The 23869-nt window shown below is 37.5% G+C and carries 17 protein-coding genes; 5 read left to right on the top strand and 12 right to left on the bottom strand.

Annotated elements, in window-relative coordinates; translation table 11 throughout:
• Nucleotides 1-1423 precede the first annotated feature (1423 nt).
• Nucleotides 1424-2575: a Na+/H+ antiporter NhaA gene (gene nhaA, locus DRW42_RS24480; protein ID WP_113951501.1), complete on the top strand. Its 1152-nt coding sequence runs from the start codon at nt 1424-1426 to the stop codon at nt 2573-2575.
• A 186-nt stretch (nt 2576-2761) separates the two neighbouring features.
• Here the strand turns inward: nhaA and DRW42_RS24475 are convergent, their stop codons facing one another.
• From DRW42_RS24475 to DRW42_RS24445, 6 genes are all read right to left on the bottom strand, one after another.
• On the bottom strand, nt 2762-4015 hold the full coding sequence (locus DRW42_RS24475) for a 5-methylcytosine restriction system specificity protein McrC (protein WP_158544394.1): 1254 nt from the start codon (nt 4013-4015) through the stop codon (nt 2762-2764).
• Between the two features lie 188 nt (nt 4016-4203).
• Nucleotides 4204-6243, bottom strand: coding sequence for an AAA family ATPase (locus DRW42_RS29120; RefSeq protein ID WP_208643633.1), 2040 nt, complete (start codon nt 6241-6243; stop codon nt 4204-4206).
• Nucleotides 6236-7546 carry a restriction endonuclease subunit S gene (locus DRW42_RS24460; RefSeq protein WP_113951499.1) on the bottom strand — a complete coding sequence of 437 codons (1311 nt, stop codon included), beginning with the start codon at nt 7544-7546 and terminating at the stop codon, nt 6236-6238. Before DRW42_RS24460 ends, DRW42_RS29120 begins: the two co-directional genes overlap by 8 nt.
• The gene (locus DRW42_RS24455; RefSeq protein ID WP_113951498.1) at nt 7539-9155 is read right to left on the bottom strand and encodes an HsdM family class I SAM-dependent methyltransferase; all 1617 of its coding nucleotides are present in this window, start codon (nt 9153-9155) and stop codon (nt 7539-7541) included. Before DRW42_RS24455 ends, DRW42_RS24460 begins: the two co-directional genes overlap by 8 nt.
• Complete coding sequence (locus DRW42_RS24450) at nt 9152-12217, bottom strand: type I restriction endonuclease subunit R (RefSeq protein WP_113951497.1); 3066 nt, start codon at nt 12215-12217, stop codon at nt 9152-9154. Before DRW42_RS24450 ends, DRW42_RS24455 begins: the two co-directional genes overlap by 4 nt.
• Nucleotides 12218-12352: 135 nt before the next feature.
• Entirely contained in the window at nt 12353-13030 is a 678-nt protein-coding gene (locus DRW42_RS24445) for a hypothetical protein (RefSeq protein WP_113951496.1), read from the bottom strand.
• Between the two features lie 274 nt (nt 13031-13304).
• Between DRW42_RS24445 and DRW42_RS24440 the strand changes: the two genes are divergently transcribed.
• On the top strand, nt 13305-14051 hold the full coding sequence (locus DRW42_RS24440; RefSeq protein ID WP_113951495.1) for a hypothetical protein: 747 nt from the start codon (nt 13305-13307) through the stop codon (nt 14049-14051).
• A 99-nt stretch (nt 14052-14150) separates the two neighbouring features.
• On the opposite strand, the gene DRW42_RS28615 is transcribed toward DRW42_RS24440, so the two are convergent.
• Together DRW42_RS28615 and DRW42_RS24430 are read right to left on the bottom strand one after the other, a co-directional pair.
• Nucleotides 14151-14633: a hypothetical protein gene (locus DRW42_RS28615; protein ID WP_147243804.1), complete on the bottom strand. Its 483-nt coding sequence runs from the start codon at nt 14631-14633 to the stop codon at nt 14151-14153.
• 119 nt (nt 14634-14752) lie between these two features.
• Nucleotides 14753-15355, bottom strand: coding sequence for an LURP-one-related/scramblase family protein (locus DRW42_RS24430; protein WP_113951494.1), 603 nt, complete (start codon nt 15353-15355; stop codon nt 14753-14755).
• A 426-nt stretch (nt 15356-15781) separates the two neighbouring features.
• Between DRW42_RS24430 and DRW42_RS24425 the strand changes: the two genes are divergently transcribed.
• Nucleotides 15782-16627 (top strand): CvfB family protein, encoded by an 846-nt coding sequence (locus tag DRW42_RS24425; RefSeq protein ID WP_113951493.1) that lies wholly within the window; start codon nt 15782-15784, stop codon nt 16625-16627.
• A 242-nt stretch (nt 16628-16869) separates the two neighbouring features.
• Here the strand turns inward: DRW42_RS24425 and DRW42_RS24420 are convergent, their stop codons facing one another.
• The 4 genes from DRW42_RS24420 to DRW42_RS28885 form a co-directional block, all read right to left on the bottom strand.
• Entirely contained in the window at nt 16870-17538 is a 669-nt protein-coding gene (locus DRW42_RS24420) for an MCP four helix bundle domain-containing protein (protein WP_113951492.1), read from the bottom strand.
• A 674-nt stretch (nt 17539-18212) separates the two neighbouring features.
• Entirely contained in the window at nt 18213-19646 is a 1434-nt protein-coding gene (locus tag DRW42_RS24415) for an ATP-dependent DNA helicase (RefSeq protein WP_113951491.1), read from the bottom strand.
• Nucleotides 19647-20411: 765 nt separating this feature from the next.
• Nucleotides 20412-21551, bottom strand: coding sequence for a putative sensor domain DACNV-containing protein (locus DRW42_RS24410; RefSeq protein WP_113951490.1), 1140 nt, complete (start codon nt 21549-21551; stop codon nt 20412-20414).
• Between the two features lie 238 nt (nt 21552-21789).
• The gene (locus tag DRW42_RS28885) at nt 21790-21948 is read right to left on the bottom strand and encodes a hypothetical protein (protein WP_158544393.1); all 159 of its coding nucleotides are present in this window, start codon (nt 21946-21948) and stop codon (nt 21790-21792) included.
• A 119-nt stretch (nt 21949-22067) separates the two neighbouring features.
• On the opposite strand from DRW42_RS28885, the gene DRW42_RS24405 reads away from it, so the two are divergent.
• Together DRW42_RS24405 and rsmD are read left to right on the top strand one after the other, a co-directional pair.
• The gene (locus DRW42_RS24405; RefSeq protein WP_113951489.1) at nt 22068-22874 is read left to right on the top strand and encodes a DUF3822 family protein; all 807 of its coding nucleotides are present in this window, start codon (nt 22068-22070) and stop codon (nt 22872-22874) included.
• Nucleotides 22865-23401 carry a 16S rRNA (guanine(966)-N(2))-methyltransferase RsmD gene (rsmD, locus tag DRW42_RS24400; protein ID WP_113951488.1) on the top strand — a complete coding sequence of 179 codons (537 nt, stop codon included), beginning with the start codon at nt 22865-22867 and terminating at the stop codon, nt 23399-23401. The genes DRW42_RS24405 and rsmD overlap by 10 nt, the downstream gene beginning before the upstream one ends.
• Nucleotides 23402-23869 lie beyond the last annotated feature (468 nt).

Raw genomic sequence — 23869 nt, 5'->3', positions numbered from 1 at the left:
TCTTTTGTTTCTTTTGGATCAAGCCAAAAGAAAGAGCCCCTCGGTGGCGGCGAACCGAGGCAAGCCAGTGCCGTAGGCCAGAAAACGTGCAGATAGGAATCATACTCAGCAGATTTCTCCACTACGGTCGAAATGACGAACGTTTATAGGACAAATCACGGATAATCCATAGTAGTAAGATTGCTTCGTACCTCGCAATGACGAACTAATTGCGATAGAAATGATGCAAAAAGTCTTCGCCCCCCTGCTTTCCGGCATAGCAGATTTTCTTAGAAATAAGCATTGAAATTCTTGTACAACCCCACACCAAACCACAGCCCAAGGCAATATACAGTCCCGATTTTTCATCGGGGCCTCCATATTGCCGCGATGAGAATTTCGATAGCTTAGTTCAAGAAAAGATCCAAGCCTTTCAGTTATGCCTTATTTGTTTTTGTTTTTATAGGCAGGCATGCTTTCGCTGTGCTCAGGTTTGGTCTCTTTTTCATCAAGGAAAAAGGACTAGCCCCGGCGGCAATGAGCCGAGGCAAGCCCGTGCCGCAGGCATATAGCATTTCAGATGTAAAAGGCAATGCTTAAATGATGCCACTGCGCTGTACGCAAAGATCCTTCGTTGCTCTCAGGATGACAGCACAGAGGGAAAGGATGAAAAAAGAATACTGCTTTCGTAATTTGGTTTGATAGATTTCTCCACTACGGTCGAAATGACGAAGTAGATTGAAAAAAAGAAGTCACAGAGATAATAGAGTGATAACAATTAAAGATCCTTTGTTGCTCTCAGGATTACAGCACAGAGGGAAAGGATAAAAAAATAATACTGCCTTTGTAATTTTGCTTGATAGATTTCTCCACTACGGTCGAAATGACGAACGTTTATAGTACAAATCACAGATAACCCATAGTAATAAGATTGCTTCGTACCTCGCAATGACGAATTAATTGCGATGGAAATGATGCAAAAAGTCTTCGCCCCCCTGCCATCCGGCATAGCAGATTTCCGCCGGAAAAAGCACGGAAATCTCTGCATTTCCTCTCATAACCTCACAGCCCAAGGCAGGATCAAGCGGGAGCGATGGGACAAAAGCCAGGGTAAGAGCCTAGATACTGCCGCCATAAAGATTTCCGTAGATTTTTACAAGGAAGGATGCAAGCCTTGATTTTTTGGTCCCTTTTTCATCAAGGAAAAAGGACTAGCCCCGGCGGCAATGAGCTGAGGCAAGCCCGTGCCGCAGGCACATAACATTTTAAATGTAAAAGCCAGTGCCTAAACAATGTTACTGCGCTAAACGCAGAGATCCTTCTTCGCTCTCAGGATAACAGAGATAGTGATAAAGTCAATAACCGAGTTCTCTCACTTCAAATCACGTGAACAATTCCCTCACAAAACCCCTCCTTTACCCTACATTTTACTATTTTTACCTCCATGCCCAAACTAATCAACCTCGAAGCATTTCAGCGTTTCTTCCGCTCCGGACAAGTGGGCGGTTTTTTATTGCTGATTTGCGTCGCAATTTCACTTTTAATCGCCAATACCCCTTCCAAAGAAAGTTTTAATGCCTTTTTAGAAACCAGGTTAGGCTTCGGAGCCGTTAACTACACCATACTCGCCTGGATAAACGACGCCCTCATGGCTGTTTTCTTTTTACTGGTAGGTTTAGAAATCAAACGCGAACTCGTAGAAGGCGAATTATCATCCCTTAAAAGTGCGGCCTTGCCCGTAATCGCCGCTTTAGGCGGAATGCTCGTACCGGCTTTAATTTACACCCTCTTTAACAAAGGCCAAGCCACTGCAAGCGGCTGGGGCATCCCCATGGCTACCGACATTGCTTTTGCCCTCGCCATTATTGCCATGCTCGGCAAAAACGTCCCTGCCAGTTTAAAAATCTTTTTAGCGGCACTGGCTATTGTTGATGATCTGGGGGCCATCCTCGTGATTGCCGTTTTTTATACCAGCCAAATCCATTTCCAATACCTCGCCATGGCTGGAGGCATCCTGTTGCTGTTAGCCGCAATGAATTATTTCGGCGTAAAGAAACTCGTGTTTTACCTGATCCCCGGCATCTTCCTCTGGTATTTCATCCACCACTCCGGCATCCATGCCACCATTGCAGGGGTACTGCTGGCTTTTACCATCCCCACTAATGAAACGGACGAAGAATCGCCATTAGAAAAACTCGAACACGCTTTAACCACTCCCGTAAACTACCTCATTATGCCGGTTTTTGCTTTGGCCAATACCAATATTACGTTTCAGAAAGAAATGCTGTCCGGACTGCTTTCGCCTATCGGCCTCGGCATTATCATCGGTTTGTTTGCAGGCAAAACCCTTGGCGTAACCTTTTTCAGCTGGCTGGCCGTAAAACTGAAATGGGCCAACCTCCCTACAGGTGCAGGCTGGAAACATGTATTCGGTTTAGGCATGCTCGCCGGAATCGGTTTTACCATGTCGATCTTTATTGCCCTGCTCTCTTTTAGTGATGCACTGCATGTATCGGAAGCAAAGTTTGCAATACTAACCGCTTCTGTTTTATCGGGTGTGGTGGGTTTTGCGTTTTTGAAATCGGTGAAAGATTAATCGTGTTTTTAACCGCAAAGCACGCAAAGGTAATACGATAAGACCTAAGATTATTCCCAACCATTGCGTAAATTCATTCTTGATACTACAAAGTGAGTCCCGTCATTTCGACTGAAGCGCAGCGGAATGGAGAAATCTATTAAGATGATTATATATCAATCTATTTAATAATAAAATCGTTGTATTTCAATCGATTAAAGGCAGGCTGATTCCCAATTTATAAACCTTATGATAAGCTTCTATCTTATGATTTAATAAATCCTTAATGCTCAAATTGATCTTTTGTTTTTCTCCGTTTTTAGCGGGTTTAGGATATATAATTAAACATGGTATTTCTTCACATAGCCTTGGCGCCTGATTTTTGACTTTATTTAATCTCGCATAACCTGCTACTTGCCTGATATCTCCATGGATTTGGCCATAATTATATTTGAGTTTATATTTAGTATCGACCACTATTTTAATTCTAGCTTCCGAATTCACATCGCATATCAGAAAATCTAATGAATTACCATGAGTAGAAAATTGATAATTAAAATTACTGGCTGATAGATTCGAATTACCATTTAAAAATCCCGCAAATACGTATAATTCGAACATCTTCGGCATATCAATCCAGAAGGGAGGAGTAGAAACTTTATCCTCTGTGGTTTTGGTAATATTATATGAAAACTTTTTTAAAATGTGCTGTCCTATTTTAATAGCCTCTTTATACTCTTTAAAAAAAGGGCTATACTTAAAATGCTTTAGCACCTGTAAACTAACCTCTGAACCAATTTTATCAAAAGCCGGACGGATGTAATTTATTACCCACCCGATGTTATTTTTATCTTTAAAGAAATAATTGTTGTTTTCTACGTATTGTGTACAAAAGAGATATACCTTTTTCAGAAAACGATTTTCGTCCGAATCTTCCCCAAACACCTGATATTCGCAAAGAGTATTGGTAAAACGATTTTTAAAAATATTTTGCTTGATCTGCTCTCCAACCAGGATCTTTCCCTTTACCCTGTTATTTAAATTTTCTGTTACTTTATAGTAAGATTTTTTCAATCCTTTTCTTACAATATCCTGAAGCAGCTTTAAAAATTTAACAATCAAAAATGGGGTTAGCAAATCCTGTTTTTGTCTAATAGGAATTTCCTTTGCTTCCCAATCGATTAAAAGCAGATTGTTTGTATGTTTTGCTACTTCTGCATGAGACATAATCTCCAAAAGCATAGCAATAATATCCACTTCTTTATCCGACTCTCCATTTTCAATACTCCTATTAATTTCTTCATTCAATTCCCCTATTTCCGTATCGGTAATATCTTCTTCGATTTTCGAACTTATTTTTTCAAAAGAATCTGCCGGGCCCGAATTAAGTTTAGGTTCTACATGGATAAAACGATCTTGTATAAGCCAATCTATTCCTATAAAATAATCCGATTGCAGCACGATCTCTTTTTCAGAAAGCTTATAACTAAAACAATAATATGCTTTGCCCCTTTCGGTTTTAAACCTGCGCGGATTAATCGTTTCAATTAAATGGTTATGTAAATACTTAATCTTATTTTTTTCGATCAGATCAAGATCGTCTGTTAACTTTAAGGTATAGGCAATATGTTCTTTAAGGAGAATATCCATTACAAAGATTTTATATAATCTTCTATTTTTACTTTGTTGATTTCGCCAAGCAATACCCCATCTTTAACATATTCCAACAAAATGGGTTTTATCTCATAATCAAGACGTATCATGAAATCTTCAGGCTCTAACTTACCACTACCTTCTACCCTCTTTTGTATAAAATAAGAGTGGCCAAGCCATACATCTTCAGGCCTAAACTCTGATGATAATGTTTTTGCGGGCTTTAAGATCGTCTTTTCGTTAGCCTTATATTCATCGTAATTCTCTATAAATAATTCACTTACTTTTCTGAACCTATCATGCTGAAAAACAATTTTATCATCATTTAATTCCTTTGGCAATACATCTACAAATGCAAACCGCCGTCTTATAGCGTAGTCTATGTGGCCAACACTTCTATCAGCAGTATTCATGGTTCCAATAACATATAGATTGGGCGGTAAAACCAATTTATTATCACCTGCAACTTCATACATAGATTCTACTGCTTCATTGCGATATTCTAAGCCGTAAATTAGTTCGCCTAATACCGAAGATAGATTAGCCCTGTTTATTTCATCAATAATGATGACATAATTTTTCAGTGCTGTTTTCGTCTTTGGTACAGATTTTCCTTCCTTAAATGTCCTGTAAAGCTCATTAAAGTTTTGGTAATATGTAGCGTGCTGTCTGGTTAATGAATTTAATGTACTCTCTTTATTAATTTGTTTTCTCGTATTTAAGTTTAAATCGATAATTTTATTTAATTCAGAAAAATTCATGTTTAAGCCGTTAGGATGAGTTGCCCAATTATCACCTTTGTACTTAAAACGTTTATCATCTATGTAAAAGATATAAACATTATCAGATATCATAAATTTACCCCGCTCATCAATTTCTTCAATTATGTGGTCGATAAAATCAGTCAAACTGGGAGTTACCAAAGTACCTTCAGTTATATCCTGGCTTTGCTGATAATTATCCAAAGCTGATTTGGATAATCGTGCAAACACTTTATTTTCTGCCTCATAAATAATCTGTTGATTATCTTCATCTATTTTTGAAACAATACCCCTTACAAAGTCTTCGTAGGTATAAGATGGATGAAATTGAATAGTCTTTACCTGTTTTGCATTTTCAACTTCGATTCTTTCAAATGCATCAAAAATGAATTTAGCAATAACGATAGAATATGAGCCATTGCCACTAGCATTCCATTTACTTACGGGATCATCCCACGCATGTCCATTATAGCAATTTTCAATTTCTTTAAAATTAATAGAATAACTTTTCCCTCCAGATGATACCAATACAATCAGTCTATGTTCGGTTGGAATAATTTTTTGAATAGAAAATGCGTATCCTTCTTTAGTTTCTAAAGCTTGCCCTTCTTTTAATACGATAGAGATAGCTTGTTTAATGTTCTCATAACTAAAAAGGCCGGCAACATTATAAGCTATTTTTTTTGCCAACCTGGTTTTGCCAGTTCCTGGAGGACCTTGAAGGATAATTTGTTTCTTATACTCAAGAAGTCTTTTTATCTCATCCATTTTATATGAGTTTAATATTTGACTGAATTTTGGAATACCTAATTTTGCGCCTGTTTCTATAAACAATTGTCTATTTCTTTTATCAAACAGTACAAACTCATCTGCAATTTGCTCATAATCCAATAAAGTAAAATCAATTTCAGTCCAACAGTTTCTACTGGCAAACTGCGAAGCTTCTTTTCCCTGATATTCTTTAATTCCCATTAAATGAAAATGCAAAGAATCTGAAATGCCAACTATATAAGCAAATTTATCTACTGCATCTTCCCATAAATCTTTAGGGTATATCTTAGCCCACTGATACTCCTGAAAAACAAATTTCCCTGTCCCTGCCTGCTTGCGGGGATCTTTTCTGATGTTATATCTATAGCCTTTTTTCTCTATTAGTTGACATAGATATTCGAGTTTATGATAAACTTTGACCAGTTTTTCATGATCATTTGTATTGACTGCTTTTCCTGCTAAAGATTCAACTAAATCAATATCTGATTGAGATATGTTATCCACTTAAACTTCCTTTCATGTGCATATCTTTTGCTTCTACTTCAACATCCATATCTTCTACGACACCAACTTTTACCTGCCCATTCATTAACATAGGTAGTAACCAATCCCGCAATTGAGCAAGCTGTTGATTTTGTTGTTCATTTATAGATCTTTTCTGTAAAAAAGGCAATACAATTTCTTCAAATTTATTTTGGAGATCTCGATTTGGCAATAAAACTTTTAATTTCCCTAAATTTTCCCTGCTTAGCTCAGTTTGTCCTGTTGATCCCTCGCCCAATTGTTCTATTTCAAATTGTTTTTTCAACATAGTTTCACCAATGAAAACCAAATTGGCTTTTTCATCATCTATTCTCACTATTGTGACATGTGAATCTGCAGTAGTTTGCTTTTGTTCTAATCTTTTAACAAGTGCAACTCTTCCTAAAGTTCCAACACCAGTAGAATTGACTAAAATATCCCCAAGTTGAAGTAATTTATTTACTGGTTTAAGATTACTATCGTGAATACGGCTCAAATTAAAATCGATCGTATTATTTCGAATGCACCTCTGATTTATCACTTGAATTCCATCATTGTTGGTGTACTTAGGTGAAATACCTCTGAATAATAATGTTGTAAGTTCAGCTACTTCCCTCACCTTCCAATCTTTAGGCACTTCTCTTCTCAACTCATCATTATACACCATCTCGCCACCTGATGATTTATATGGCTTGCCCTCTGCATTGGGGAAATCAAACTGCACAAACCAATAATCGTAAAGCGTTTTGGCAATTGCTTCTAACTCGGCATTTATTTTATTGTTCAGCTCTATTTTATCATCTAAGGCGGAAAGGACTGAGGCAATTTTTTGTTGAATTAATAATTCAGGCACCAAAATTTCTTGTCTTTTTAAAGCTCCTTCATTAACTCGCTTTCTACCAGATGTTCCTTCCATACAACTTATGGCGCGTTCCCTAAACAAAGGACTCCTGGCTAGATAATAAATAAATTTTTTGTCAGATAATTCATTTTCTCTAAGTACAATAAATTCTGATGACCCAAAAGCAACTTCGTTTTCATTCAATACATCAACAAAAGCTGTTTTGCCATTTTCAAGGCAAGGGGTGATTTTAGCAACAAGCGTATCTCCGTTTCTAAATTTTGGTCCGGCGTTGTATTCTGAAATTTCTGATCCATTAATTTTTCTTTGAAAAACTCCTAATTTTTCCATTGGGATTTTTCTAGATTTTGAACCCTTAACAATTGTTTCTGGAGGATTAAAATTAATGAATTCACCGATAGACGTTTGTTTCCAGTTACTCATACCTCAACCCCTTCAATTGATTTTGAATAGCAATATCTAATAAATTCCCTTCTGCAAATAAGGCATTCAAATTAGTTTCATAACCTACCATCTTAGCTTTAAATTCTTTTGCTGTAATATCAACATATTCTATCTTCACTTCGAAATATTGACCTGCTGAGAAAGAATAATTTTTAGCGGCGATATCAGCTTTACTTACTACAACAGACAAATTTTCTTCTGAGATTTTATTATTAAAGTTTTCAATAATTTTTGCTTCTTCGGCAGGTGTTAATACCGTACGCTGATTTTTATCATCTTTAATAGTTTCGCCCAATTTGCTGGCATCTAATAATACAATATGTTCGGTATCAGCTTCTTTATCGATAAAAACTACCGAAACATTAGTGCTAGTGCTCGCAAAAATATTACTTGGCATACTTATCACTCCGCGTAACCAACCTTTTTCAATTAAACGTTCGCGTATTTTCTTTTCGATACCACTTTGCGCGGTAACAAAACCTGTTGGCACCACAATAGCGCCTTTACCAGTGGTAGATAAACTATGCATAATGTGCTGGATAAACATAAGATAAATAGCCATGCTCTCCTTTTTGGTTTTAGGTACTTTGGGTACCCCAGCAAAAAAGCGCTCTTTAAAGCTATCCTTCCCTAAATCGGCACTAAAACCAGAGAAATCCAATTTAAAGGGCGGGTTAGAAACAATGTAATCGAACTTAGTATCTAAATAATATGGATCAGATATCGTATTTGTTTCAATTATATTTGGAATACTATGTGTTAAATTATTTAAAACCAAATTCAATCTTAGCATATTAGAAGACTTTTGCGACCTATCCTCAGAATAGATGCTACAATTTTGTTCTCCAATTTGGTGTGCTAAACTCATTAATAAAGTTCCGGAACCCGCTGCTGGGTCATAGCATTTCACTCCACTAACAGTAGCTGGAACTAAGATTTGTGCCATAATTCTTGCAACTGCGTGAGGAGTATAGTATTCCGCATATACTCCTCCACTGTTACTATTGTAATCCTTAATTAAATATTCAAAAATAGTTGCAAAAAAATCATATTTCTGATTAAATACTTCCTCAAAGGAAAACTCGAATAATTTATTGATAAGGGCTTTACAAAAAGTATCTCGTTTTGAAGGGTCAGTAATAAATTGGCTTAATTCATCAAAAAGTTTAGTTTTAGTTCCAGTAGATGATTTTACAGAGAAGATATCAGCATTGTCAATACTTATTTCTCTTAACGTATCGTCCAATAATTTAGCAAAATCACCTTCATTCTGTTTGTTATGTAGATAAGAAATTAGATGGTGAGCTTTTAAACGCGGTGCATTCACATCAATTAAGGCCAACAAAAAATTATATTCATCGGCCGATAAATCTTGTAAGGCTTTCAAAAAATTATCAGTCTCAAGCAATTCTGGTCTAACCTGCCTTACCTCATACCTGAATTTATCATTTAAAAATTTGTATAAAAATACCTGTGTAATAATTTTATATTCATTACCATCGTTACCTAAACCATAATTGGCACAAACGCTTTTAAGGTTATCAATTAAGCTTTTGGTTCTGGTGATAAATTGTATATCCTGTGTCATCTTCTATTTCCTGCGTATTGTTGAAAGTATTCTTGTACTATTAAATTATTAATGTTTGTTGTGGTTGCAAAATCTAATAGTATTTTTTGTTTTTGTACAAACTCTTTAGCTACCAGTTGCATAATATACCGGGTGAAATAGGCCTCATTTTCCAAAATATTTTCATTATTCATCAATTGGTTATCAGCTTCTGTTTTTACTACCATTAAAGCCTGATGCAATTGTAATTCTTTGGCATTTAAACTTCCTTTTTCTACCAAACGTTTGTGTATACGGGCATATTTTTCATCCTGTTGGTATTTTGCTTTTATCAATGCATTTTTACGATTAAGCTCTTTAGCTTGGTCATATATTTTACGCAAAAGATAAATATTGTCTTTCATGTCATTTTGTGTAATTTCTGAGAGATTTTTATTTTTAAATATTCTCTCCAGTTCTTCACGCAAAGAAACAAATTCGGCATCCTGCTGATCGAAATTGTTCTGTAAACTTTCCCTTGTTTTGCGCAGTTCATTTTTTAATTGGTCTGCCAGTATTAATTCGCTTTCAGATACCTTGATAAACTGAAAAACAATATCCTCCAATGCTGTATTTATGAGATTATTGGTTGTTTCGTCGTTACCAATACTCTCTAAAAAATTTAAATTATCTAAACGGTTTTGGGCTTCCAATAATAAACGATTCATTAATTCAAAATCGTTTAGCCCCTTTAATTCTTCATAGCCATTTAATGCAATTAAATTTTTGAGTTCTTTAACAGTGCGTAAAGCCTTAACCAATTCTATTAACTGTTTTTTGTCGGTTATCTGTTGTATCTGCTGCGAAAATAACTCTTTGTTTTCTGTATCGAAATGGAAAAGGATATTTTTTATTTCTTCCATTTCCTCTCTTATCTCATCCGCTGATTTGAATAAATGGGAATACATGTTCATTTCATCCCCCAACTGCTCCTGTAATTCGTCGAAATACATTTTGTTGGTACGATCGAATGCCGTGGTAATGTCTGCAAAATCTACTACGTAGCCATACCGATAGTTTTTGTAAGGTCTGTTTACCCTGGTTAAAGTTTGTAATAAATTATGGTCTTTAATAACGCGTGTTAAATACAGCTTTTTCAAACGTTTGGCATCAAAGCCTGTTAAAAGCATGTTATAAACAAATAAGACATCAATCTTACCTTGTTTATAGGCACTAATTAAATCCTTACGAATGGTCTTATCATTTTCATCGTGCAAAATTAATGCGGCTGTTAATTTAGAGTCGGGCTTACCATAATATATCCTTGGCTCTGCTGCCATTTTGCTTACACTTGTTTCCTGTTCTCCATACTTCTCTTCAAAATAACGAAACAGGTTTTTAGCTTGTTCAGCAGAATCGCATACTACCATACCACCTAAAGTATGATCGTTTTGCGCTCTTCTAAAGTCAACCAAATCTTTGGTAATATAGTTTAGTAAAGGTCTAATGAACTGATCGTGTGCATAAATTTTCGATTTAGGAATATCGCCTTTTAACACTTTAATCTGATCCATTACCTCGCCCATCCGAATTTTAAAATTGCCTTCAATTTCTTCACGGATTAAACGTAAAGTATAACCATCTGCAATAGACATATTATAGTAATACTTATGAAAGTAATTACCGAATAGCAATTTTGAATCGTATTCTATTGCTACCTCTTTTAATAATGGTGTACCCGTTAGTGCAATCTTAATTGCATTTTTATCAGAGTTGATCAAATTGGCCAGGTAATTTCCTTTAGGGTTGTAACTTCGGTGCGCCTCATCCAAAAAGTAAATACGTTGAATATGTATATCGTAGTTTACTGAAGTTATGGCGACTGCATCTTCGGTAAATTTTTGAATATTAACAACAGTAATTTCTGGTTTTCCATCGTTATTTTGAATGGCTCCAATTTTTTGAATATCTAAAACAAACTCTTGTTTAGAATTTACCGTATTCACTTTTAAACCTCGGTTACTAAATTCTGTAGATGCTTGAATTAATAGATCAATCCTATCAACAATAAAATAAAACTTAGGTATTATCCCTTTCTGCTGAAAATAATCGGTTAAATGCTTGACATTATAATACGCAAGTGCTGTTTTGCCCGATCCCTGCGTGTGCCATATGATACCTTTATTTTGGCCATCGTCTAATTTTTTAACTATCGCTTTGGTAGCAAACATTTGCGGATAACGCATAATGTGTTTTTCAAGCCCCTTTTCTTCCTCAACATAGGCAATGGTATATTTTAATATAAAAGCCAACCGTTCTCTACTAAATAAAGATGTCAGGATTCTATTAGTAGGTGTATCTGCTCGTTTATTGGTTATAAATTCTGGACTGTGCTTTATCGCTAAGTAATGTGTATCTTTTAACACAACATTCTCCCAATCTTCAATTATAGGCAATAATTTTCCCTTTACCGGATAATCCTCATCCTCTCTAAAGTAGTTAAATTGTAAATCGTTATAAGCAGCAGTAGCATAATAAGCGCCAAATATTGGCTCAACTACACCATCCTCATATTCCATATTATTGGAAAAAACCATCAATTGGGTTATGTTGGCAAACTTTCTAAAGTGTTTGTTCTTAAAACGGGTATTGATCCTTTTTCGCTCTGCTAAAACGCCTTCTTTATTGTTTGGCTTTTTTACTTCAATGAAAGCTATTGGCATTCCGTTAATCAATAGCGTAATATCGGGACGAAATTCTTCTTCACCATTCTTATAGGTTAGTTCCGTAGTAACATGGAACGAGTTCAAATCAAAATTTTTAAAATCTATCAATTTAATTCCAGATGTTGCTGTTAAACTATCATAGAAATGACGGCCTAAGTCTTCGTAATCGAGTTCTAAATTAATTTCATCTAGTTTTCTTGAAATATCATCATCTGAAATAGAAGGATTAATCTTCTTTATGCTTTCTAAAAATATAGCACTAAAAATATTAGTGCTTTCATTTCTAGTTTGTGCGATGGTGGGTATATAGCTGTACCCCAATCGCATGAGATGTAGTATCGCAGGGATTTTTACGCGAGAGTCTTCGTTAAACTTCATCTAATTTGGGATGTTAATTTTGGCTTTGTTCTAATGTGCAAGTTAGTAATTTAAATACTGACACCAAACGCTGACTCTAATAGACGGCTTTGTTACTATAGTCAAGTTAAATTCGAACATGTGTTAACCCATTATTTACATCAGCATCTTAATCTCTTCAATAGTCCTCGTTAATAAAGTTGGGACACCTGCTTTTTGTACTTGTTCGTAACTTACCTCTATGCCTTTTATTACGTCAACAGCTAAGCAATATTCAGGATTTATTATATATCCATCATTATAATGAGTGCTTAGATATCTATTCAAAATATCAGCAAACATGCCTAGTTCATCTTTCTCAAAGCCGTTGAGCTTCGCGATAAACCATATTGCTCCAATTTCATTAACATCCCCATTTTTGTAAGTAAATACATGATGTGGCGTAGCTTGAATAAACAATCCTTTAATTTTTATAATAGTATCCCTCTTTTGTTTTTTAAGGTATTTTATGTTTCCAACTGGTTTCCACTTTTCAATATCAAAATCCTCAAATCGATATAGAACGTCAATATTTCTTTGATACATCGCTTTTGTTCTCTTATAATCAGTAGCCTCCAATTTTTCTTCCAAATCAGCTATTTTATCATTTATCAGATACGGGCTATTTCCTTTATAAGCGTTACTAATCGTACTTATGCAGCTAATCCAATAATCACCGCCACCATCAGTATTCTTTTTTTCTTCTTTTAAGTTTAAATCAGTCGCAAATCGTTTTTTGGCTTTATCGCTTTTCTGACAGAAATCAATAATGTTTTTGATGCTTATTTTTTTCATATTTTGAATTTTTAAATAAAAAACTTATTGTTAAGTTTCGCTATCAGTGTCTGCTCCTATTTCATTTTGTTTGCTATAACCCAGCATGATAAAACTTAATAACAGGATATAATAAAATCTTTTCGTACAGCCAAGGTACTTGGCTTTGAGAAACAAATTTTACGGTTTCCCCTACCCCGAGTGATATTTTTTTTTACATTTTATCCTTTACACCACAAGTAATCTTATCTTAATACCAATAAACAAATTTTATTCACCTATAACCCACCAACTTATGTCAAAAACCAACGACACCGGCCACGGCAGAAACGTGGTCAATTCCGAAATGATGATTACTTATTTAACCGGCTACGGCGCGCTGTACAATCCCAGCAATGCCAGCATCCAGTTAAACAGCCTGACCGAAAAAGCGGCTGCAGCCCGGGTAATTAACGAACAGGTTAACGATCTTATCGCCAAAAACAGCAACGCCATTGCCGCCCGCGACCTCGCATTTGCACCGCTTAAAAGCCTCAGTACCCGGATCCTGAATAGTGTGAGGGCCAGCAACGTGTCTCAGCAGGTGTTAGACAATGCCGTAAGCAATAACCGGAAAATTCACGGCCAGCGGGCCACGCCAAAGTTAACCGAGGAAGAAAAGAATGAGCTGGCCGCAAGTGGAACCATTGTAAACCAAAAAACGGCTGCGCAGCTGAGTTACGATAACCTGATTGATAGTTTCGACAAGCAGATTAAAGTACTGGCCACCATTCCGCAGTATGCGCCCAACGAAGTAGATTTACAGCTGCCCACCCTTACCGCTTTATACAACGATTTATTGCAGAAAAACCGCGATGTGGTAGCCAATAATGCCCAGCTAAGTACCCTTCGGCTTAACCGCGACAAAATACTTTACGATGCCGAAACCGGCTTAGTTGCCCTGGCTTTAGATGTAAAAAACTATGTTAAATCTGTTTTCGGAGCCAATAGTGCGGAATATAAACAGATTTCGGGCATCACTTTTAAAAAAGTAAAAGTTTAAAAAAATAATACAATGAAAAAAATCATCCCAACCCTATTTTCAATTTAAACAGCAACAGAAGTAAAAACCGGTTGCTGTTTTTCTTTTAAAGCAATTTGCCTACCTAAAACCACGCAACTCAAAACTGCAATAGTTAACTGCAACTTCAGAACTGCCAACTGCGACTTCAGAACTACCTACTGCGACTTCAGAACTATCTACTGCGACTTCAGAACTATCCACTGCGACTTCAGAACCATCTACTGCGACTTCAGAACCATCTACTGCGAGTTCAGAACTATTTACTGCGAGTTCAGAACTATCTACTGCGACTTCAGAACTACTTACTGCGACTTCAGAACTACTTACTGCGAGTTCAGAACTATCTACTGCGAGTTCAGAACTATCTACTGCGACTTCAGAACTATCCACTGCGACTTCAGAACCATCTATTGCGAGTTCAGAACTGCCTACCGTAACTTCGATTTCTCCTAAAATAGTCTTACAATTTTGACTGTTAATTACGAAGACCTTTTTTGCCGGTTTCTTTATTCCCGATTTAAGATGAGGTTTATCGCTTGTATTACTGAAATTGTGTTTCAATTAAATCATCATTAAATGAGCAGACAAGCAATCTTTGCTCACCCGCCCATTTAACATTCAACCCCCTGAGCCTAACCTGGCTCGAACATTCGGGAGCCGAAGGGGTAACAATTAAGCTTCTATTTACTTTCCTTCAACACCATATCAATGGTAATGGCAGTGGCTACAATTGCAACCTTTTGATTGCTTTCTGCATAATTAGGATCGATAGAAACATTGTATTTATCGGCAGTGGTAAAAATTTCTTTCATGGCACCTGCCCATTTTTTACTGATTTTGCCCATTTCTGCACCTGCATTATTGGTGATGCTAAAATTCCAGGCTTTCCAATCGCCGGATATTTTTGCAATTTCTGCTCCCGTTACCGGATTCGAAATGGTAAAAGTGGGTTTAAAGAACTTAAATTTTTGTTTAATAATGCCTACTTCGGCGCCAAGCGGGTCGGTAACAATAATTTTCGACATCCAGAATGTCCAGCCCCTTGTAATGGTAGCCTGTAACTGATCGTTAACATCGGTAATTTCCAGTTTAAAGGGCATCATCCGTTTATCGATCAATAAAGTTAAAGCCTTTTGCCAGCCCGAAATGCGTTGTTTAATAATCCCGATCTGCGCACCCTGGTCGTTATATACCTTATACTCGTTTGCAAATTTTAAAAAATTTACTTTTTCGTCAATAAAATACTCGTCGCTTAAAAAAAATGGAGGAATCTGCTTGTTCATAATGAAGATATATTTTTAGATAAGCTGCGAAAATATATATTTTTTTCCATGCACTGTAATGCTGACGGCTTTAACCACAGATGCACACAGATAAACACAGATTTGAATTAAAGAATGAATGAAGGAAGGAATGATCAATGACCAATGAATGAATTAATGAATGAAAGAATGATCAATGACCAATAAACAAATGACCAATAAACGAATGACCAATGACCAATGACCAATGAACCAGTTTACAGTTGGCAGTTGACAGTTGGCAGTTGGCAAACAACAATTTAACAATTTAACAATATTAGCAATACAATGAAGCAGTTTTCAATTGACTGTTGGCAGTTACCAATGACCAGTGAACCAATAAACCAATAAACATTACTACCTTTGCTGGCGAAAAGCCATTGAAGAAAATGGTTAAACCCCAATAAAATGATTGAAATAGGAAAATACAACGAGTTAAGGATTTTAAGCAAAACAGAAGCTGGATTAAACTTAACCGACGGTGATAAAACGGTAATCCTCCCTTACCAGTACGTACCAAAAGGTGCCGAAATCGGCGATAACATCAGTGTTTTTGTTTTTATACAGAAAGATGGCCGCTTAACCGGAACTACACAAAAAGCTTATGCCGAAGTGGGCGATTTTGCTTTCCTGAAAGTGGTGTCTGATGGTGAAGATGGTGTTTTTATGGATCTGGGGATTGATAAAGATGTATATGTACCTGCCCGCGAACAGAAAAGACCAATGCAAAAAGGCTATAAATATGTAGTTTATCTGTATTTGGATGAAAATAACGACCGCTTGCTGGCCTCGTCTAAACTATACGATTTTGTTGAGGAAGATGGTTTCGATTTTGAAGAAGGCGACGAAGTAAGTTTGCTGATTACCGAAGAAACAGATCTTGGTTACAACGCCATTATCAACAACACTTACATTGGTTTACTTTACAATAATGAGGTTTTTGATAACGTTCAGCCTGGCGAAATGCGTAAGGGCTGGATCAAGAAAATCCGTGTGGAAGGTAAAATCGACTTAACCCTGCAGCCAAGTGGCTACGGACACATCCTCGATTCGAAAGAGATGATGTTAAGGGAATTAAAAAAGAGCGGCGGTGTAATCGAACTGGGCGATAAAAGTTCTCCTGAAGATATTTATCACCGTTTCCAGATCAGTAAAAGTGCCTTCAAAAAAACCATCGGATCGCTTTATAAAGAACGTTTAATCGTACTTTCTGATGATTCGATCAGGTTGATAACTGATGAAGACGCTGAATAAAGATAATTTTTAACATCAAGCCGTCATTTCGACTGAAGTGAAACGAAATGGAGAACCACGAAGTGCTCAGCGAAGCGAAATCTGACTTGGGATAGATCTCTCCGCGATGCTTCGGTCGAGATGACGGCCGTTGTTATTAATGTGTCATCCTGAGCGGAGTCGAAGAATATCCACTACGGGTCGAGATGACGAAACTTTTCTTTGTGCCTTCGTGCCTTGGTGGTAAAATCCAATTCAAAGAGTTAATTCAGGTTAAACTTATCACTCTGTATCTTCACCGCGTTCGATGCCGAAACAATCGATACAATCATAATCCCGATTACAATTGCCAAAATCATCTGCAAGGTAGAGTACACCTTTGTACCCGAAACAAATACTTTTGTTCCTTTAATCAGTTCGTTACCCACTTTGGATTGTATTTTAATTAATGCCGAAAGTTTGTTAAGCGTTTGATTGGCTGCATTTCTGCCCATCGATTCATAAATCGCCCTTCCCTCTGCTCCTGCCATATTCAATATTTTCACTTCCAAACCCTGCTGAACAATCAGTGCCTTTTTAAGATCGTTCAAAAAAGTTTGTTCCTGTTTTACCAATAAGGTGAGTTCATATTTATTGATCACCGAATCTATTTTACGGTTATGTTTATTCAATTTTACAATAGCCGTTGAACTTTGAATACCGTTACCTATCAATGCCTCCTGAAGAATGGCATTTTTGTGGAACAGGTTTTCGGCAATAAAATACAGATCCGTAGCCGGCACCAGCCTGTCGTTATACATCGAAATAAACGAATCATTAATTTTCTCTACACTTTTATCTTCCAGAAAACGGATCAATAACGTGCAGCACATGATACAAAAGAGCAAAAAAGCGATTTTCAGCTTGTTTTTAAGGCTAAAAGCGAATTTCATAATGGTATTTGGTTAGTACATTTATTAAGCATAAATATTGACCACAAAGGCACAAAGACACCAAAAAAATATTTATTTGTTATGTATATGCCAGAACAAAAAACCTTTGTGCCTTAGTGTCTTGGTGGTTATTACATTTGCTTATGCACCACAAAGGCACGAAGACACCAAAAAAGTATTTATTTGTTAAGTAATTGCTAAAAAAAACCTTTGTGACTTAGTGTCTTGGTGGTTTTTACATTTGCTTATGCACCACAAAGACAATAATCTTATACTTATTGGTTCTTTTTCAAAAGTAACAAAAACCTTTGCGCCTTAGTGTCTTGGTGGTTATTACATTTTCTCATGTAACACAAAGACAATAATCTTATACTTATTGGTTCTTTTTCAAAAGTAACAAAAACCTTTGCGCCTTAGTGTCTTGGTGGTTATTACATTTTCTCATGTAACACAAAGACAATAATCTTATACTTATTGGTTCTTTTTCAAAAGTAACAAAAACCTTTGTGCCTTAGTGTCTTGGTGGTTATTACATTTGCTCATGCACCATAAAGGCACGGAGCCACAAAGAAAGTATTTATTTGTTAAGTATTTGCCAGAAAAAAAAACCTTTGTGCTTTCGTGTCTTGGTGGTTATTTATCTGTGCAATCCTCAAATCGGTGTAATCATCTTCTTAAAAATAGTCTTCCAACGCCGTCTTCGCAAAAAGCTGTGGCGCAAAGTTGACTAAATATAACTCTTTTTTCGCACGGGTTACTGCCGTATACAACCAGCGGAGAAAATCCAGGTCGATCATATCTTCCGTAAGATAACCCTGATCCGCAAAAACCGCATCCCACTGTCCGCCCTGTGCCTTATGGCAGGTAACCGCGTAAGCAAATTTAATCTGCAGCGCGTTGTAAAAAGGATCTGCTTTAATGGCCAGCATCCTTTGCCGTTTATTCGCAATATGTTCGTAATCCTCGTTCAGCCCGTCAAAAAGTTTCTTATTCTGCTCGTAAGGCAAATTGGCACTTTCTAAATTCAGGGTATCCAGCATTACCTTACAACTAATCTGCCCTGCAGTGGGGAAATCCATAAACTCCAGAGTCGCATCCGCAAAACGGAAACCATAACGCTCCTCCTCTCCCCTCACACGGATTACTTTGGCCATATCACCATTGGCAATAAAAGCCGTATCCTCATTCTCCGGCAACCAGAAATAATTGTTGCGTACCACCATAATCTGGTCGCCGCCTGTTAATTCCTCCTCACGGTATAACAACCTCGCCCTGATCTGCTGGTTATACACATTGGCCGATTTATTGGAACGGCAAACCACCAGGGTGTTTTCCATGCCGAATTTCCGGTAGGCGTATTCAAGCCCCTCTACCAAACGTGCACCCGGCATATTGTAAATATCCGTATAACTTTTAGTGAGGAATTTAGGTAAAGGATTTTCAGGGTTTTTAGCAATCTGGTTCCTCAACATGGTGGCATTGGCTAAAATCCCCGATTTTTTCCCCTGTCGCACCACTTCCTTTAACTCTACCGAACTAACCGTTAAAGCAAAGGTATCTTTCAGATATTGCTCGTTTAAAGCGGGGCTGTCTAAACTCCCAACCGGTGGCAACTGCGCCGTATCGCCTACAAAAAGCAGGAAACAGTTTTTGCTGTTGTATACAAATTCCAGCAGGTCTCTCAATATAGAAGAGCCTGTTTCATTAAACTCATCCGCAATCATCGATGCCTCATCAATAATGAAAAGTGTATTTTCGGAGAGATTGGGAGCCAGTTGAAACTGCATTTCGGGCGATGCAGCCGAACGTTTCCGGTAAATCCGTTTATGTATCGTTAAAGCTTTGCGGTACGAATATTGGCTCATTACCTTTGCCGCCCTTCCCGTTGGCGCAAGTAATTCGCTACGCAGGTTAAACTTGGTCAGGACCTTAACCAAAGCCGCCACTGAGGTGGTTTTACCCGTACCGGCATAACCTTTAAGCACAAAGCAGCGGTATTCATCTTCCTGCTGCAAAAACACCGACATGCGTTCGCAAAAAAGCAATTGCTCTTTGGTTGGTGTATGTTCGTATGCAGAGGCGATAAGCTGGCTTTTATCCTGAATCATTATTGGGGTTATTTGCTAAAAATGGTTAATCGGTTATTGGTAACTGCAAATTGCCAAGTGACTGATTGGTTCATTGGTCATTGGTCATTGGTCATTGGTCATTGGTTAATTGGTAACTGCAAATTGCCAACTGAAAACTGAACATGGGTTAATTGTATACCCTTCGGCTCCCGAATGTTCGGGACAGGTTACGCTCAGGGGGTTAATCGGTTAACTGTGCAGTGAAACTATTGTTAAATTGTGCGATTGTTAAATTGTTAACTACAAATTGCCAACTGATTGATTGGTTCATTGGTTATTGGTTATTCATTCAATCATTCATTCAATCATCCATTCATTCATTCCTTCGTAACTGCAAATTGCAAACTGATTAATTGGTTATTGGTTATTCATTCAATCATTCATTCATCCATTCATTCAATCATTCATTCATCCATTCATTCAGTCATTCAATCATTCCTTCATTCATTCCTAACTGCAAATTGCAAACTGATTAATTGGTTCATTGGTTATTCATTCATTCTCCATTCATTCAATCATTCAATCATTCAATCATTCATTCCTAACTGCAAATTGCAAACTGACAACTGGTTAATCGGCAGCTACATTTAAAATTACTGTCATCCTGAGCGCAGCGAAGGATCCCCAACCGATAAACACAGAACCCAACATGATAACCTGGCAACTATCGATTTCAATTTAGGCGGCAAAGATAATACGCTTTCCAAATAACAATAAAACAAGGTAACAATTAAACAGTTTTCGTTATAAGAGTAGTGTTTCGATGCGGTGCGCCATTACCATGTGCTGTTTTTGGCTATAACTGAAAATGGTAAAATGGCCATCCTGCGAGGCCACCAGTCCAACCGCCTGGGGCTGATCGTTTACAAACTGGGCTACAGAAAAATGTCTTGTTCCGCCAAGCTGTCCGGGATATAAAATCTTATCTTCGCCACCAACAATAGGCTCCGAAAATGCAATCTGCTCTACGGTAGGTTTACCCTTCGCACGACCGATTTTTGCGCCAAATGCAATCAGATCAAACTCTTCGTTGATAATCGTTGCACCATCAACCGCGGTTAAACCCGCTAAATGTTCTACCTCCCGGCGCACAGCACCCTGCGAGAAAATTTCACTCTGGTTACCATTCTGCTTCGCCAGGTTTGATAAACCGCAAAAAGGAGGTTCAATTAAATATTGGATTGGGTGGATAATCGAATCTTCCCAATTCGTATCACCTTTAGGTACAATCAACAATGCCCCGCCACGGCCGTGCGCCCGCATCGATACCGAAAACTGGATCAGGATATTGATCGGATCGTTCCAGCTGGCTAAAACCGTAAGGTCTAATAAAGCCTGCAAAATCGGCGGACAATCTTTATTCGAACAGCTTCTGTCGTCTACAATACGGATTTGCTCGCCTTTCAACACCGCAACATTGGTAAACTTACCGATGCCATAAATCCGGCGGTGTTTAATCACGATTAATCCGGGTTCAGAAACATCCACCACAAAACAGAAGTTTGGAATATTAAGGGTGGTACCCCAGATATAAAGTTCGCCATCCTCTTCCCATACACCGAGGTGAATCCCCGAGCGCTCAATTCCGGGTGCAATTTTGGTTAAGGTATTGGCATTGAGTGCCAGTTTCTTGGCAAAAACCAAAGGTTTAGAGGTTTGCGACGGTGGTAAAAACGCAATCGAAATGCGCGGCGAATGCCCTTCTTCCTTACGCAAGCTGCTCCAGAAAGCTACATCGATAATGGCCTCAATGATTTTTTTATCCGGTTGAGTAGCCAGATCTATCTCACCCTGCGCAATTGCATTTTTATGCAGTTTAACAAAATGTTGCTCAATAGTAGCCGCAATGGTGTTTGCTGCTTTATAGGTAGGCTTGTAACTCATGTTCCGAATTTAAGCCGAATATTTCAATTTCAGAATAGCGGAAAGGTTTGATTTTGGTAAAAAAATCTTTGGTTCAACCGTTCTTTGGTCATCACTTATTCGTTCATTGGTCATTGGTCATTGGTAACTGCCAACTTCCAATTGAAAACTGCTTCATTGTATTGCTAGCATTGTTAAATTGTAAAGCAAATTGCCAAATGCAAACGGCTTAAGTAATTGATCAAATTCCCGCGTAACGTTATCTGAACTTGTTTTCAGGATCTGTTACAGGAGATCTTCTGCCACTAATCACATTCAAACACTTAACACCAGCCGCCAAACGAAGTTGTTTTTCTTCCATCATCCGTTTTCCATCTTCCATTTTCCATCTTACATTTTCCATCTCCCGATTGGTCATTGAAAATTGATTATTGCTTATTGATTATTCAGTTAATTCACTACGAACCTCCAACTGCAGACTTCGGACTAAATCAACTTTTTTGCCATTAATTATTAAAAAACTCTATTTTTGTTTCAATGAGTAACAATAGTCTCTTATTGGTTGATCCGAACTTTAAAGCTGATGCATCTGCAAACTGCCATTTATTGTTAAAAATAACGAACGACAGTTTTTCTTATGCCGTGGTAAGCAGGGATACCGAAGAGATTAACATCATTTTTGATAAACAGGGCTGCGAAGATGTGCAGCAGGATTTAAAATCTGCCTTCGCAACCGACAAATACCTCTCTTTAAACTACGGCGCTATAAAAGCCGCGGTGCATACCTCAAATTTCATTTTTATTCCTGACGAGTGGTTTGATGATGAAAATTTAGCCGTTTATGCCCAATACCTGGGTTCGGATGCCAAAGTTTATACCAAACACAACAAAGCACTTGGTTTTAATACTGTTTTTTGCTTAAATGATGAGGTAAAAACAAACTTGCCCGAAAAAGCAGATCTGTTCCCCCACTCAGAGCCTTTGGTTGCCTTGTTTAACCACCTGGCCGACGAAGCTTTACTGATCGATTTTACTGCGGTATCTTTTAATGTATTGTATACCAGGGATAAAAAAATTGTTTTTCAAAACCATTACGAATCGGAAACTGCAGAGGAATTTAATTACTTCCTTTTACTGATGATCGAACAATTGGGTTTAAACGATAGCATCCCGGTTTATATACAGGGCATTATCAATGAAGACGATGAGCATTACAACTGCCTGTTAAAATATTTCAATCAACTTTATTTTTTCTTCCCTGCCGGAAAACAGAATAGCGAATTACTGGCCGATATGCCTAAACACTATTTTAGCGGCCTGCTTGCTTTAGATTTATGCGTATAATTGGTGGCAAATTAAAGGGCATCCGTTTACAGCCCCCTGCAAATTTACCTGTGCGCCCTACCACGGATATGGCCAAAGAAGCACTTTTTAATATCCTCAACAACAAATACGATTTCGAAAACTGTACCGTACTCGATTTATTCTGCGGGACTGGAAACCTTACTTTCGAATTTGCCTCGCGTGGGGCAGAAAGCATTTTAGCTGTTGATATGGATTATGGTTGCGTAAACTGGGTAAAAAACACAGCTAAACAACACCAGTTTGATCAGGTTGAAGTACGAAAAGGCGATGTTTTTAAATTACTAAAGCAGATGACGGGCAGTTACGACCTGATTTTTGCCGATCCGCCGTATAATATGCCTAATATCCCTCAAATTCCGGTGATGGTGAAAGAACAGCAGTTGCTCAAACCAGATGGTTTATTGGTGGTAGAACATCAGAGCAATATGAAACTGAATAGCCAGCCCGGTTATACCGAAACAAGGAAATACGGTAATTCTTCTTTCAGTTTTTTTGAATTAGGTTGATTGGTTAACTGTTTAAATTGGTTAACCGGTTAATCGACGTACGTTTTCCCAATGCCAACCACTCTCCCCAGTTCGTCATTGCGAACCGAAGCGCAGGATGATGCGCACTGGAGTGAAGCAATCTTTTATAAGCAGTTCACGCTTACCGCCAAACGCCTTGCGCTAAACTTACCGCAAAGGCACGAAGACACAAAATTTTTAGTATGCCATAATATTCTCAATCTCTTAACGCTAAAAATAATTCCGTGTAAATCTGTGCATCCGTGGCAAAAAAGTTATCCATAGTGATTTACCACAAAGGCACGAAGACACAAAATTTTTAGTATGCCATAATATTCTCAATCTCTTAACGCTAAAAATAATTCCGTGTAAATCTGTGCATCCGTGGCAAACGTTAACCATAGTGATTTACCGCAAAGGCACGAAGACACAAAACTTTTAGTATGCCATAATATTCTCAATCTCTTA

Source organism: Pedobacter miscanthi (genome assembly GCF_003315595.1).
Taxonomy (GTDB): Bacteria; Bacteroidota; Bacteroidia; order Sphingobacteriales; family Sphingobacteriaceae; genus Pedobacter; species Pedobacter miscanthi.
Note: the sequence above shows the minus strand (reverse complement) of the source record. Positions and strands in the feature narration are given on the sequence as shown.

Coding starts and splice junctions, on each gene's coding strand:
- nhaA (WP_113951501.1), top strand. CDS start 1,424: ATGCCCAAACTAATCAACCTCGAAGCATTTCAGCGTTTCTTCCGCTCC.
- DRW42_RS24415 (WP_113951491.1), bottom strand. CDS start 19,646: ATGATTCAGGATAAAAGCCAGCTTATCGCCTCTGCATACGAACATACA.
- DRW42_RS24445 (WP_113951496.1), bottom strand. CDS start 13,030: ATGAAAAAAATAAGCATCAAAAACATTATTGATTTCTGTCAGAAAAGC.
- DRW42_RS24460 (WP_113951499.1), bottom strand. CDS start 7,546: ATGAGTAACTGGAAACAAACGTCTATCGGTGAATTCATTAATTTTAAT.
- rsmD (WP_113951488.1), top strand. CDS start 22,865: ATGCGTATAATTGGTGGCAAATTAAAGGGCATCCGTTTACAGCCCCCT.
- DRW42_RS24430 (WP_113951494.1), bottom strand. CDS start 15,355: ATGAACAAGCAGATTCCTCCATTTTTTTTAAGCGACGAGTATTTTATT.
- DRW42_RS24455 (WP_113951498.1), bottom strand. CDS start 9,155: ATGACACAGGATATACAATTTATCACCAGAACCAAAAGCTTAATTGAT.
- DRW42_RS24420 (WP_113951492.1), bottom strand. CDS start 17,538: ATGAAATTCGCTTTTAGCCTTAAAAACAAGCTGAAAATCGCTTTTTTG.
- DRW42_RS28885 (WP_158544393.1), bottom strand. CDS start 21,948: ATGACCAATCGGGAGATGGAAAATGTAAGATGGAAAATGGAAGATGGA.
- DRW42_RS24425 (WP_113951493.1), top strand. CDS start 15,782: ATGATTGAAATAGGAAAATACAACGAGTTAAGGATTTTAAGCAAAACA.
- DRW42_RS24405 (WP_113951489.1), top strand. CDS start 22,068: ATGAGTAACAATAGTCTCTTATTGGTTGATCCGAACTTTAAAGCTGAT.
- DRW42_RS24450 (WP_113951497.1), bottom strand. CDS start 12,217: ATGAAGTTTAACGAAGACTCTCGCGTAAAAATCCCTGCGATACTACAT.
- DRW42_RS24410 (WP_113951490.1), bottom strand. CDS start 21,551: ATGAGTTACAAGCCTACCTATAAAGCAGCAAACACCATTGCGGCTACT.
- DRW42_RS24440 (WP_113951495.1), top strand. CDS start 13,305: ATGTCAAAAACCAACGACACCGGCCACGGCAGAAACGTGGTCAATTCC.